Consider the following 13721-nt stretch of genomic DNA (forward strand, 5'->3'; position numbering starts at 1 on the left):
CGACGCGCCGCCCGGAGCCGCTGCGCTACCTACATTGCACCGTCGCTTCGCTACCGAGTCCCTCGAGGATCGCGATCTGACGGAGCGAGATCGAGAAGGCGCCCGCCGTCGCCAGGACGAACGGTGCGTCCACCCGCTCTGGCCTCAGCCCGTCGCCGACAAAGCAGGACAGCGCGAAGGACACGGTACCCCAGGTATCCACGGGCACGGCCTGGAACAGCCGGGTCACGTCCGCCTCCGCCTGGCAGGGATAACCGCAGCCCATACGGAGCTCCACGTCGTCGCCGGGCGTCCGATTAACCTTCAGCAGCAGCACCAGGGCGGCGTCGGCGGCGGCGAGTTCGCTGACATCCATCGGCCCGCCCGCCTGCAGGTAGATCTGCGCCGGGCTCTCGCCGCCAACATTGTTCCACGTGGCCCGCAGGCCGCCGCTCTCTTCGGCCTCGATGCGCAGAGCGCCGGAGCTGGACGATACGGCCTCGGGAATCCCCGCCACGGCTTGCGCCCAGTTGCCCTCGTCACCGAGCATCAGCGTGAAGGGCGCGACAGCCCGCCCCTCCTCGAGCACCATTAGTTCGCCCGCCGCCGCCACGGCGGGGCCAAGCGCGGCAAGCATCAGCGCAGCCAGTGCCCCGCCGCATGCGCGTGTTCGGGGTCTACGGAGTCCCCCGGCCATATCGTCGCGCCCGGACATGACCGGACTACGGACGGATGTTGTACGCCGCCCGCACCCCCCACGTCCGCGGCTCGTTCCAGGTGAACAGCGGGACGTCGGGCTGGTTCGAGTCGACGAAGTAGGTGGGGAAGCGCTCGTCCGTGACGTTGTAGACGAATGCCTCCACGAACCAGACGTCATCCGGCGAGGAGTACTTGACGCTCATGTCCAGCGTCGCGAACGCGTCGCGCTTGTCGGACAGCGACTCGATCGCGTCGAAATTACCCTCGGTAAAATGCGTATCGTCCTTGTAGTGCACCTTCGCGTAAGGGGTCACGATCGCGCCGCTCGGGAGTATGAAGTCGTGTGCATAGGTCAGCGTGGCCGTCAACGGCGTTGAGTAAGGCAGTTCGTTGCCCGCGATGTTGTCCGCGCCGGTGCCGTCGTCCTGCGGGATGCACCGCAGGCTGTCGTTGCCGGTGGCGTCCGCCGCCTCGTCCCGCTGTTCGCAGAAGTAGGCCTCGCCGGCGTAGCCCGGCCACGCATCGAAGGTCGCGTCCAGAATGCCGATGCCGCCGGTGAACCGGCCGTTGTCCCACGGGATCACGTCCCACTCGATCTCGAGACCCTTGATGGAGGCCTCACCGGCGTTGGACGTCACCAGGGTGCCGATCGGCTGCGGCGGCTGCAGGATGGTTCCCGGCGGATCCTCGACGAAACCGACTTCGCGGAACTGCGTGACCTGCTTGTCCGTGAAATCGGTGACGAAGGCCGTCACGACCAGGTTCATGCGCCCATCCAGCAGGGAGGTCTTGTAGCCCACCTCGTAGTTCAGCACCTCTTCCGGCTCGAAGGAGAAGAACTCGATGCGCCCGCAGCGGCACACGTCGACACCGTCGCCGAAGGAACCCGCCTTGGAACCCGTCGCCGCGTAGACGTACAGCAGCGAATCCTCGCTCAGATCGTAATCGATGCCGATGCGCCAGTTCGAGTTGTAGAAGCTCTCGCGGTTGTCGTTGATGTCGAATACGGCGTAGTTGTCGAAGCGGTTCTGAGAGCCCATGCCCTGACGCAGGTCCTGGCTGGTGAATTCGGGCAGGAACAGCTCGTCCTGGATGCCCTCCGGCCAGCCGTCGTTCGGGATGAGACCAGCGCTCCAGCTGCAATTGTCGCCGCCGAAGCAGCCGATGTTGCGCCCGCCGTTGTCGGTACGCGTGTCCTCGGTGTAGCGGTAACCCAGTGTCAGGTGCCAGCGGTCGGTGATGTGCCAGGTCGCCTGGCCGAAGATGGCCTGGGAGACGAGCTTGCGTTCCGGCTGCACGAAAGAGATGCCGCCGAGCGCACCGAGCGAGCAGCAGAATGGCTGTTCCACGTCGAAGATGATGTCGTTGTTCTCGCGGAAATCGAAGAAGCCCAGGATCCAGTTGACGCGGCCGGTCCTGCCCTGGAACTGGAGCTCGTTCGACCACGACTCGTAGTGCGAGGAATCGGTGGCCAGGTAGAGGCTGGGCCAGGGCTGGTTACGGTTGAGCCAGCCGGTGCTCTCGCCGGGCAACGCGCGCCAGCCCATGTCGCCGTCCCACTGCTGGCGGCGCTGCTGCAGCGCCCAGCCGAAGTTGTACACGAGGTCGATGCTGTCCGTGAGCGCGTAGTCGATGTGGGCGCGGACGGCGTCGTTGCTCATGTCCAGGAAGCCGGGGACGTTGGGGTCGACATAGTCGATCCCGCCGCCGTTGTACTGGCAGATTTCCGGATTACGCTCGCAGTTCGGCCCGATCGGCCAGCCGGCGCTGTCGTCCTGTGCCGTCTCCCAGGTCAGCCGCGCGGTCAGGCGATCGGTCGGCTCCCACTGGGTACTCACCCGGAAAGCCCAGCGGTCCTTGTTGCCGTAGTAGTCTTCCTCCTCCACGGGCCGGTTCCAGCGCTGATCCATGTCCGGGATGCCGTCCGGTCCGGAGAAGCCCTGACCCTCCAGGTCCTTGGTGCCCGCGTCCTGATGCGCGAAGCCGTCGCGCTGCTCGGCGAAGAAGTTCGCACGCACCGCAATCGTATCGGTGACCGGCACGTTCAGCGTGCCGAGTATGTTGCGCTGCCCGCGGTTGCCGAGTTCGCTGCCGAAGGTGGCATAGACGCCGTCCGTCGACGGCTTGGCCGTGATCAGGTTGACGCTGCCCGCCGCCGAGTTACGGCCGAACAGCGTACCCTGGGGACCGCGCATGACCTCCAGACGCTCGAGGTCGAACATCAGGGCTGTCGCCCCCTGCGGACGCGGCGAATACACGCCGTCCACGTGGAAAGCGACGCTGGGATCCGCGATCTCGGTGAAGTTGTTGCTGTTGATGCCGCGGATCGTGAGCTGTACACCGCTGTCGGAGGGCGAGAAAGCCACGTCGAAGTTCGGCACCAGCGAGGAGGCGTCCCGGATGTCCGTCACGCCGTCCCGGGTCAGCTGCTCCTGCGAGAACGCCGAGACGGCGAGCGAGGTATCCATGAGGCTCGTCTCGACCCGGGTCGCGGTGACGACGATTTCCTCGATCACCTTCTCTTCCTTGTCGGTCTGAGCCACGCCGGTGAACGGCGCCAGAAGCATGGAAGTAAGTGCCAGTGTCGGAATTGCCTTCATAATCGCCAGCCTCTTGTTGTCCGTCTTGCCGCCGGGCAGCCAGTGCCTCCGCGGACTTTGTATTTCGTTCATCATCATGCTCACCCGTTACTGTCCGCGTAACGCGATTCAGGGCGCCGGCGGCGAGACCATCGCCACGTCGTCCCAGAGATAGGTCGCCCCGGTTCCGGTCTGTCCGAAGTCAAAGAAGATGATCGCCTGTATGTAGGTCTGCGACACATCGAGTCCGCCGGCCGCGAGGTCGAAGGTCAGCGTCTCCCAGGTGTTCGCCACGGTCGTATTGACGGTCACCTCGGCGGCGACATTCGGATCCGCCGTCTCCACCTTGAACAGCACCGGTATGCCGGCCGCCGGCGAGTACACGCTCACACTCATCGCCGTCTGATCGGCCTGGAACGGTATCGGGCTCGCGAAACCGGCGACGACGGTACCCGCAAAGGTCTCGGCGCCACTGGCCTTCTCCGTGCTGGCCACCGTGTTGTTCGCATCGGTGGGATCCGCGACCAGCGAAGTGAAGGCATTGCCGAAGTCGAACAGCGTGTAGGCGACGTTCGGATCATCGAACGTCACCGGCAGTTTCGCCGCCAGCGGACCCAGGGTCACGTCGTCCCACAGATACGTCGAGCCGTCACCGGCCGTGCCGAAGTCGAAGAAGATGATCGCCTGGACATAGGTCTGCGACAGATCGAGACCGCCCGTCGAGAGATCGAAACTCAGCGTCTCCCACGCGTCGGCCACCGTCGTCGTGGCCGTCACCTCCGCGAAGACGTTGGGATCCTCCGTCTCCACCTTGAACAGCACCGGGATACCGGCGGCAGGCGAGTAGACACGCAGATTGATCGTCGTGTCGCCTTCCGCGAACGGTATGGGACTCGCGAACCCGTTACCGTCGGGTATGACGGTGCCCGCCCACACCTCGGAGCCGTCGTTCTTCGTCGTGCTGGCCACGGTGTTGAACGGATTGACCGGGTCCACGGCCAGGGCCGAACCTGCGCCGCCGAAGTCGCCGAACACGTACTCCGCATCCGGGTCGTCGAACGTCACCGGCAGGACTTTCTCCGGCACCGAGGCATCCGCGCCGAAGGCGACGTCGTCCCAGTAATAGGTGGCACCGTCACCGACCTGCCCGAAATCGAAGAAGATGATCGCGCGCAAGTAGGTCGCGGAGAGATCGATGCCGACGGTCGAGAAGTCGAACGTCAGCGTCTCCCACTCGTTGCCGACCGTGGTGTTGGCCAGAACTTCGGCGAAGACACCGGCATCCTCGTTCTCCACCTTCAGCAGCACCGGAATACCGGGGTTCTCCGAGTAGACACGCACGCTCATCGTCGTCTCGCCTTCCTGGAACGGGATGGGATTGGCGAATCCTTCGCCCGTGCCGATGACCGTACCGGCGAAGGTCTCCGCACCCTCTCCCTTGGTCGTGGCGGCCACCGTGTTCTCGGCGTCCGTTGGATCCGGGCTGAGCGTGGTGGAGGCGCCGCCGAAGTTCTCCAGTGCGTAGTCGACACCCTCCTCGTCGAACGTGACCGGCAGATCAATCTGGGCCAGCTGCACCTCGGCCTCGGCGATCCAGCGGACGTCGTCCAGCAGGAAGGTGATGCCGCCGGTCTGCGGTGAGCTCGGGAACAGCACGATGCCAACATTCACGTTCTCGAGATCCAGTCCGCTGGAAACCAGCTGCGAGACCGGATAGGTGACCGTCTCCCACTCGCCCTCACCCACCTTGCCCAGCGACTTATCGCCGCTGGTGCAGGGGAAGAAGCAGTCGATCTTGAAGGTCATTCCCGGCGCATTGCCGTAATCCAGCACTTTGATGTCGAACTGGACCGCGCCTGCCGCGTACTCGGTCAGGTCGACGGCACCCGAGCTGCCGATGAACCACACACCGAAATTGGAGGTATCGTTGAAGGTCACCTCGATCACCTGGCCCCGCTCGGGATCCTCTGCAGCGATTTCCCGCCAGTTCGACTTGTTGGCCGGGTTGGTGCCGTCGGTGTAGTCCGTGAAGCCGGAACCGTCGTCCGAGCCGACGATGCCGCGGTCCCACGGATCGAAGTTCACCGCATCGTCGTAGACGACGAGATCGGGGAAGCCCTTGTTCTTCAGCTCCGCGCCGCAGCCGCCGACCACCTTGCACGCGTTCGTCGCCCGCACGTTGTCGATGAGCACCTCGGCGTCGCCGTTCCGCACTTCCAGCACGAACGGGAAAACCACGTTGCCCAGATCGGCGCCGGTACCGCCGAGATCGACGAACGCCGGATTCGCCAGGAAGTCGTCGAACTTTACCGAATACGTCTTGCGCTCGCCGACGGGAGCCAGAACGGCCTCCGGCAGGATGACATCGCCGGCGTTCGGGAAGCCGCTGTCGAGCCGGACGACCAACTCGGTGCCGGGCGTGATCGAGACGATCTCCATCTCGAAAGCGATCTCGCCCACCGGCTCCGTGCCCGGTCCACCGCCGCGGCGGAAACCGGAGAAATCGAATCCGGTCTCCAGCAGCAGATTATCCGTGAACTCCTCACCCGTCAGCGCCACATTGGCCACGTCGCCGGACACGCCGATGCGCCAGACCGTGTTCTCCGTGTCTTCCGGGTCTTCGAACAGCGGATCGTTGATGACGGTGGCGCCATCACCCTGGAACGGGATGATGGCGGACAGGTTGTTGGTGTAGACCTCGCCCAGCGCCTCGATACTGATGGATGCCGGACCGTCTTCGTAGAGCGTCAGTTCTTCCACGAACGGCTGCGCGGTATCGCGGTCTGCCAGTTCGTTGCCGTCGTTGTCCTCCAGCGGTATGACTTCCGGACTGCCGGTACCGCAGCCGCGGCCGGTATCGGGATTCGCGTTGACGCACTCGTACACGCGCACGGAGTCGATCTCGAGCACCTGCGGGAACGCGGCGGGATCCGGGTCACCCACGGGATTACCGCCGATGGCGAAATTGATGATCAGGTGGAAGAGCTGATCGAAGGGCGCATCGAGCGGGCCCTGCTTGAAGGCGCCGAAAGGATCGTAGAAACCCTCGACCTCGTCCGCCGGGAAATAGGCATACCAGTTGTCCGAGTTCTGGGTCTGGAAATGTTCGCCGTCCACGAAGAAACGCACGCGGTCGCGCTCCCACTCGACCGCGTAACTACGGAAGCCCATCGCGGGGGAGACGTCGTTGTCGAAGACCGAAGAAGTGCCCGAGAACGGCGGAGTGGGCAGGCCGTAGTGCAGCGTACTCTGGGTGGCCGTGTTGCCGTCCACGCCGAGATTGAATGCCTCCATGATGTCGATCTCGCCCGACAGCGGCCACGGACCGTAGACGTCCGGGTCGCTGTGCAGCAGCCAGACCGCCGGCCACGTTCCCTGCCCCTCGGGCAGCCGCGCACGTACCTCGACGCGGCCGTATTTGAAATCGAATTTCCCTTTGGTGTTGATGCGGCCGGAGGTATAGGTGCCGTCGGCCTCCTGACGACCCTCGATGGTCAGGATGCCGTCGCCGACGCTGATGTTGTCCGCGCTGTAGACCTGGGCCTCGTTATTGCCCCAGCCGCAAAGATCCGGGCAGCCGTCTCCCTCGTCGATATTCCATTTGCTCAGGTCGAGCTCGGTGCCGTCGAACTCGTCCTCGAAGACGACCTGGAACTCGACCACCGGCGGCGTGAAATCCCCGTCGGGAACGGAACCGTCGGTACCCCCGCATGCAGCGAGACCAAACGCTCCGATCAGCGCCAGGCCGGCGAGAACGGTGCGGCGGATCCGCCGGGTGCTGGAATTCGTCGCATAGGAGTCATTGCAGGAAAACATCAGTCCTACCTCGGTGCTTAGCAGTTGCATACATTCGGAGAGCCCGCACGCGAACGCGTGCAGACCGCAAGAGACGGGAAATGATCACGGGAGCGGCTGCGCCCGAGGTCGCCGTGAACAGCGAATTTGTCTGGAATGCCAGTAAGTATCACGGATTCCCCCCCGTAGCGGCGGGTCTGGCACCCGCCTGCGACGACTTCCCCCGAAGCCGTCGCCCAAATTTATATCGCGAGCTGACAGCGTTGTCAAAGCCAGTGGGCTAAGTCGTCATATTTGTGGGGAAATACCAACAGAGCGCCCGGCAGATGCCGGGCGGCGTTCAGGGTCGCGGCTGGGCGACGGGGTTCGCGGGCGGCGCGTCGACGAGCTGCGCTTCCAGTTCCTCCAGCGAGCGCCCTTTCGTTTCCGGCATCAGGCGCAGGATGATCAGGAAACCCGCGATGGCGAACAGGCCGTAGATCAGGAACGTACCGGCACTTCCGACGTTCGCGATTTCCCACGGGAACAGGAGCTGCACGAGAAAGCTCACGGAGGAATTGACGAGTCCGACGAAAGAAATCGCGAGGCCGCGTATACGGTTCGGAAACAGCTCCGAGAACAGCACCCACATGACCGGACCCAGCGAGATGGCGAAGCTCGCCACGAATCCGAGGATGCCCGCGAGAATCAGGCCGCTGTCCGCGCGGATCGCGGCCGCGACGAGTACCGACTCGTACTCGGCGACGGTTTCCGGCCCTAGCGCGGCGGCCAGGGCCGCCTTGAACGCCACGTCGCTCTCGAACGTGGTCCCTGCCAGTGCCGCAAGCGCGCCGCCATCGATGGCGGTCGGCAGCGCCGCCAGCGCGTGGTCGGTGAGCGTATACGTGGCCGAGCCGAAGGCCCACGCCAGCACGACCATGCAGACGGCGACGCCCGCGGTGCCCGCGAGCAGCAATGGCCGGCGGCCCAGACGATCGATCAGCAGCAGCGCGGCAACGGTGAACGCCAGATTCACCAGGCCGACCAGCACGGCCTGCATGAAGGCGGCGTCCGTGCCGATGCCCGACTGCTCGAAGATCATCGGCGCATAGAAGAACACGGCGTTGATCCCGGTGATCTGCTGCAGCACCGCGACGACCAGCGCGATGAGCAGGACGCGGCGCATCGATATGGCGAACAACTCGCTCAATGGGATCGCCGCTGCGGGGCGGCCCGGCGCCGCCGTCGCGGCAAGCGCGGTCAGCACCCGGTCGGCACCGGCGGCACCGTGCACCCGCTGCATGATCGCCCGGGCTTCACCCATCCGTCCCTGCATACCCAGCCAGCGCGGACTCTCCGGCACCAGCAACAAGGCCGCGAAATACACCAGTGCGGGCAGCGCCTCGACGCCCAGCATCCAGCGCCAGTTCCACACGCCGAGCCCGAGGGTTCCGGCCCACGCTACATCCGACTGCCCCAGCTGCAGGATCAGGTAATTGCTGAAGAAGGCGGCCGAGATGCCGACGACGATGTTGAGCTGGTTGAGCGCGACCAGGCGCCCACGGATATCCGCCGGCGCGATTTCCGCGATGTACATGGGTGCCACGATCAGCGCCGCGCCGACGCCGAGCCCGCCGAGCATCCGGGCGATCACGAGCAGCAGGAAATTCGGTGCGAGCGCGGAAGCCACCGCAGAGATGCCGAACAGCAACGCCGCGATCCTCAGCACCCGGCGGCGCCCGTAACGGTCCGCCAGCGGGCCGCAGACCATCATCGACGCAGTGGCGCTCAGGGTCAGGGACGCCACCCCCCAGCCCAGCTGCAGATCGGTCAGCGCGAATTCGGTCTCGATGAATCCCACGACTCCGGATATGACGGAGGCGTCGAAACCCATGAGGAAGCCGCCGAGTGCGACCGCCAGGGAGACCAACCAGCTGTAGTGCCTGCCGGCCGCTTTACGATTCATCCGATCGGCCCGGGCGCGGATCGGGCCCGGCTCAGAGCCTGCCCCTCTCCCGCGCCGCCGCCTCGCCCCGTGGGCTGGTGGCGTAGAGGCTGATCAGTTCGCCGGCGATGCGCGCGCCGGCGAGCGCGGTGATCTCGCCGGAGTCGTAAGGCGGCGCCACCTCCATCAGGTCCATGCCGACGATGTTCAGGCCGCGCAGCCGGCGGATGATGGAAAGCGCCTGATGGGTGGTCAGGCCACCGCAGACCGGCGTGCCGGTGCCTGGGGCATAGGCCGGGTCCAGGCAGTCGATGTCGAAGGTGAGATAGACCGGGTCGTCGCCGATGATGCGGCGGATCTCGGCCACAGTCTCGTCCGCCGTGTGGTCGTGTACCCAGGGGGCGTCGAGGATGTTGAAGCCCAGGGTGTCGTCGTTGGTGGTGCGGATGCCCACCTGGACCGACTTTGCGGGGTCGATCAGGCCTTCCTTCGTGGCGTGGAAGAACATGGTGCCGTGGTCGACCCGGGGCGACTCGTCGTCCCAGGTATCCGTGTGGGCGTCGAAGTGCAGGAGCGACAGTCGCCCGAACTTCTCCACGTGGGCCTGCAGCAGCGGCCAGGTGGCGAAGTGATCGCCGCCGAGCGAGAGCAGCGCGGGGCCCTGGTCGATGATCTGCATGGCATGGGCGCGGATTTCGGCCGGCACCTGCTCCGGCACGCCGGGGTCGAACATGCAGTCGCCGTAGTCGATGACGGCCAGTCGATCGAAGGCATCGAATTCCCACGGGTAGAGGCGCTCCCAGGCCATGAAGCTCGAGGCGGCGCGGATGCCGCGGGGACCGAAACGGGCGCCCGGGCGGTTGGATGTGGCCGTGTCGAACGGGATGCCGGTGACCGCCACATCGACGCCGGTGAGGTCGCGCGTATAGCGCCGCCGCAGGAAGGACAGCGCGCCGCCGTAGGTCGGCTCGATGTGGCGGCCGTAGTTGTCCTCGGCGGTGAAAGCGAAATCGGTCTCGTGCTTCTGGCTCATGAAAGTCATCGCGAATAAGTTACAAAAGTTGAATTTGTGGTGCCGGACACCGGAAGTGAAGTAAAGCCAGGCATCGGGGCCATCGTCACCGCACCTCGACACTGCGACCCTTTCCGGTGCCGCCTCAGGCAGCCGTCCAACGGAATAGTTCAGAAAGTTGGAAAAGTTCGGTCCGGCACCTAAAGGGCGTTCATCGTAGCATCCAGGGTGGTGCGGGCCTTTTCCACCAGCTCGTCCGCCTCCGAGTGGGAGAGAATCAGCGGCGGGGCGGTCACCATCGTATCGCCCACGGCGCGGATCACCAGCCCGTTCTCCACCGCCAGGTCGCGGCATAGAGTGCCCGCCTTGCCTTTTTCCTCGAAGCGCTCGTCCTTGCGTCCCGGCGGCACAAGCTCGATGGCGCCCATCAGGCCGCGCATACGGGCCTCGCCCACCATGTCGTGATCGGCGAGCTCCAGCCAGCGCTTCTGCAGATACGGGCCGATGTCGTCCCTCACCCGCTCGAGCAGGTTCTCCTCCTCCAGGATCCGGATGTTCTCCAGCGCCACGGCGCAGGCGGCCGGATGCCCCGAGTACGTATAGCCGTGGTGGAACTCGCCGCCGCCCTCCACCAGCACGTCGGCCACCCGGCTGCCCACCATCACGCCGCCCAGCGGCAGGTAGCCGGAGGTGACGCCCTTGGCGAAGGTCATCAGATCCGCATCGATGCCGTAGTCCTCGGAGCCGAACCAGCGCCCGAGCCGCCCGAAGCCGGTGATGACCTCGTCGGCGATCAGCAGGATGCCGTGCCGCTCGCAGATGGCCTGGATCTCGGGCCAGTAGCTCTCCGGCGGGATGATCACCCCGCCCGCGCCCTGGATGGGCTCGCCGATGAAGGCGGCCACCTTGTCGGCGCCCACCTCGGCGATCTTCTCCTCCAGCGCCCTGGCGCAGGTCCGGCCGAATTCCTCCGGGTCCTCGCCCTGCCCCTCCCCGAACCAGTAGGGCTGGCGGATGTGGACGATGCCCGGGATGGGCAGGCCGCCCTGGGCGTGCATCGGTTTCATGCCGCCGAGGCTCGCGCCCGCCATCGTGCTGCCGTGGTAGGCGTTCACGCGGCTGACGATCACCTGGCGCTCGGGCTCGCCGCGGATGTCCCAGTAACGGCGCACCATGCGCACGATGGTGTCATTGGCCTCCGAACCCGACCCGGCGAAGAACACCCGCGGGAAGCGCTCGCCGGCCAGCTCCGACAGCCGCTCCGCCAGCGCGATCGCTGGCGGATGGGCGCACTGGAAGAAGCTGTTGTAGTAGGGCAGCTCGCGCATCTGCTCGGCGGCCGCGTCCACCAGCGACTGCCGCCCGTAGCCCACGTTCACGCACCACAGCCCCGACATGCCGTCCAGGATGCGGTTGCCGTCGGCATCCCAGACGTAGACGCCGTCGGCCCTGGTGATGATCCTTGCCCGCTGCTTGCCGAGCGCCTTGTGATCCGTGAACGGATGCAGGTAATGCTCGGCGTCCGCCGCCTGCCAGTCCTCCCGGCTGCGCTGCTCGATGGCTGCCATGCGCTCTCCTTTCCGGGCCTGCGCCCGCTCAGACGTTCAGGAGCAGGAGTTCCCGCTCCCAGGGGGTGATGATGTGCTCGAATTCCGCGTATTCGGCCTTCTTCAGGCCGCAGTACAGATCCACGAAGCGGTCGCCCAGCGTACCCCGCATCGCGGCGCTGGTCTGCAGGCTCTCGATGGCGAACCAGATATTCCACGGCAGCGTCCGCTCGCCGTCGTAGGCGCTGCCGGTCACGGGCTCGGAGGCCTGCAGGCCCTCCACCATGCCGAGATAGCCGCAGGCCAGCGTCACCGCCGTCGCCAGGTACGGATTCACGTCCGAGCCGGCGAGCCGATTCTCGATGCGGCGGTTCTCCGGGCCGGACTGGGGCACGCGCAGGCCGACGGTGCGGTTGTCGATGGCCCAGGCCAGATTCACCGGCGCCGCCGAGTAGGTCTGGAAGCGCCGGTAGGAATTCACGTAGGGCGCCAGCACCAGCATGGATTCCGGCATGTATTTCTGCAGGCCGCCCAGGAACGCATAGAAGAGATCGCTGGCCCCGCCCTCCGCCGTGGAGAAGACGTTGCTGCCGTCCTCCGTGCTGACCACGCTCTGGTGGATGTGCAGCGCGCTGCCGGGCTCCTCCGCCATGGGCTTCGACAGGAAGGTGGCGTGCATCTCGTGGCGGATGGCCGCCTCGCGCACCGTACGCTTGAACAGGAACACCTGGTCGGCCAGGTCCACCGGGTCGCCGTGCAGGAAATTGATCTCGAACTGGGCCGGGCCCATCTCCTGGGACAGCGTATCGATGCGGATGCCCTGTTCTTCGCAGAACTTGTAGACATCCATGATGAACGGCTCGAAGTCGTTCATGGTGTCGATGCTGTACGGCTGGCGCGAGAGATCCGTGCGGCCCAGCCGGCCCTCGGGCGGCTCCACGTCCTCGTCCGGGTCGGTGTGCGACTTGATCAGGTAGAACTCGACTTCCGGCGCCACCACCGGTCGCCAGCCCCGCCGCTCGTAGAGTTCCAGCACCTGGCGCAGGATCTGGCGGGGGGAGGTGGCCACCGGCTGGTCGTCCAGACGGAGACAGTCCAGGAATACCGAGGCGGCAGGATCCACGGCCCAGGGCACCGGACGCAGGGTGTCGTAGTCCGGCTTCAGGATCATGTCCCGGTCTTCCCGGTTGGACGGGTCGTCGATGTACTCGCCGGAGATGGTCTGGGAGAAGACCGCTTCCGGCATTTTCATATTCTGCTCGGTGAATTTGTCGGCCGGAATCACCTTCCCCCGCGCGGCGCCGGCCATATCGGGCACGAAGGCCTCGACATCTTCGATGCGGTTCTCAGTCAGCCACTTTTTTGCGTTTTCCTTTTCACTCACACATCACCTCTGCGGTGCGAGGCCCGCTGCAGACAGGCCTCGCCGAACGCGCGAAAAATCGCGAGATAGAAGGGATTATCCACCACCTGCCACTCGGGATGCCATTGCACGCCCAGGGCGAATGACTGAGCACCGTCCACCGTGAACGCCTCGATCAGCCCGTCGTCGGCCCGCGCCTCCACCGTTACTCCCGGTGCGAGCCGGTCGACGCCCTGGCCGTGGAGCGAATTCACCCTCTGCTCGTCCCCGCCGCCCGCCAGACCGGCCAGATAGCCGCCCGGGACGAGGTGGACGGGGTGCGCCGGCGCGTACTGCTCTGCCAGCGGCGCCTCGTGGTCCTCCCGGTGGTCATGATAACCGGGCACACGCTCCACGTGCTGGTGCAGGGTGCCCCCCAGCGCCACGTTCATCTCCTGGAAGCCGCGGCAGACCGCCAGCACCGGCATGCCCATCTCCAGCGCCTGCAGGATCAGCGGCAGCGTCATCTCGTCCCGCTCGGGGTCGTGCAGCGTGCCCTCCTCGCTCGGCGGGCCGCCGTAATGGTGGGGCTCCACGTTGGACGGGCTGCCCGTGAACAGCAGGCCGTCCATCGTCTCCAGCATGTGGGTCCGGTCGATGTGACGGCCGAGAGCCGGGATCATCAGCGGCAGGCCGCCCGCGCCGTCCACGACGGCGCGCAGATATTTCTCTCCCACAATGTGGAAGGGATGGGGACCCACGATGCGACGATCCGCGGGCACTCCGACGGTGGGTATCAGGCTCATAGGTTCCTCTCGCTGCCGTGCGGCACTATTCTAATCGC

At 65.7% G+C, this 13721-nt stretch carries 8 protein-coding genes; all 8 read right to left on the reverse strand.

What is annotated here, in order from left to right:
- Window positions 1-25 precede the first annotated feature (25 nt).
- Entirely contained in the window at window positions 26-616 is a 591-nt protein-coding gene (locus ACJMKZ_RS03830) for a putative glycoside hydrolase (protein WP_405231877.1), read from the reverse strand.
- A gap of 85 nt (window positions 617-701) precedes the next feature.
- Window positions 702-3278, reverse strand: a complete 2577-nt coding sequence (locus ACJMKZ_RS03835; protein WP_405231878.1) for a TonB-dependent receptor — start codon at window positions 3276-3278, stop codon at window positions 702-704.
- Window positions 3279-3386: 108 nt separating this feature from the next.
- Window positions 3387-7073 (reverse strand): family 16 glycosylhydrolase, encoded by a 3687-nt coding sequence (locus ACJMKZ_RS03840; protein ID WP_405231879.1) that lies wholly within the window; start codon window positions 7071-7073, stop codon window positions 3387-3389.
- 319 nt (window positions 7074-7392) lie between these two features.
- On the reverse strand, window positions 7393-8997 hold the full coding sequence (locus tag ACJMKZ_RS03845; RefSeq protein ID WP_405231880.1) for a sugar porter family MFS transporter: 1605 nt from the start codon (window positions 8995-8997) through the stop codon (window positions 7393-7395).
- A gap of 31 nt (window positions 8998-9028) precedes the next feature.
- A complete protein-coding gene (gene speB, locus ACJMKZ_RS03850; protein ID WP_405231881.1) occupies window positions 9029-10009 on the reverse strand; it encodes an agmatinase in 981 nt (326 codons plus the stop codon).
- Window positions 10010-10188: 179 nt separating this feature from the next.
- Entirely contained in the window at window positions 10189-11556 is a 1368-nt protein-coding gene (locus ACJMKZ_RS03855) for an aspartate aminotransferase family protein (RefSeq protein WP_405231882.1), read from the reverse strand.
- A 28-nt stretch (window positions 11557-11584) separates the two neighbouring features.
- On the reverse strand, window positions 11585-12919 hold the full coding sequence (locus ACJMKZ_RS03860; RefSeq protein ID WP_405231883.1) for a glutamine synthetase family protein: 1335 nt from the start codon (window positions 12917-12919) through the stop codon (window positions 11585-11587).
- The gene (locus ACJMKZ_RS03865) at window positions 12916-13683 is read right to left on the reverse strand and encodes a gamma-glutamyl-gamma-aminobutyrate hydrolase family protein (protein ID WP_405231884.1); all 768 of its coding nucleotides are present in this window, start codon (window positions 13681-13683) and stop codon (window positions 12916-12918) included. The genes ACJMKZ_RS03860 and ACJMKZ_RS03865 overlap by 4 nt, the downstream gene beginning before the upstream one ends.
- Window positions 13684-13721 lie beyond the last annotated feature (38 nt).

This window comes from Lentisalinibacter salinarum (assembly GCF_040706555.1).
GTDB classification, from domain to species: domain Bacteria; phylum Pseudomonadota; class Gammaproteobacteria; order Steroidobacterales; family Woeseiaceae; genus Lentisalinibacter; species Lentisalinibacter salinarum.

Bases quoted from the DNA above. Each gene is read 5' to 3' on its own strand.
- ACJMKZ_RS03855 (WP_405231882.1), bottom strand. From the start codon at position 11,556: ATGGCAGCCATCGAGCAGCGCAGCCGGGAGGACTGGCAGGCGGCGGAC.
- ACJMKZ_RS03830 (WP_405231877.1), bottom strand. From the start codon at position 616: ATGCTTGCCGCGCTTGGCCCCGCCGTGGCGGCGGCGGGCGAACTAATG.
- ACJMKZ_RS03865 (WP_405231884.1), bottom strand. From the start codon at position 13,683: ATGAGCCTGATACCCACCGTCGGAGTGCCCGCGGATCGTCGCATCGTG.
- ACJMKZ_RS03840 (WP_405231879.1), bottom strand. From the start codon at position 7,073: ATGTTTTCCTGCAATGACTCCTATGCGACGAATTCCAGCACCCGGCGG.
- ACJMKZ_RS03845 (WP_405231880.1), bottom strand. From the start codon at position 8,997: ATGAATCGTAAAGCGGCCGGCAGGCACTACAGCTGGTTGGTCTCCCTG.
- speB (WP_405231881.1), bottom strand. From the start codon at position 10,009: ATGAGCCAGAAGCACGAGACCGATTTCGCTTTCACCGCCGAGGACAAC.
- ACJMKZ_RS03835 (WP_405231878.1), bottom strand. From the start codon at position 3,278: ATGAAGGCAATTCCGACACTGGCACTTACTTCCATGCTTCTGGCGCCG.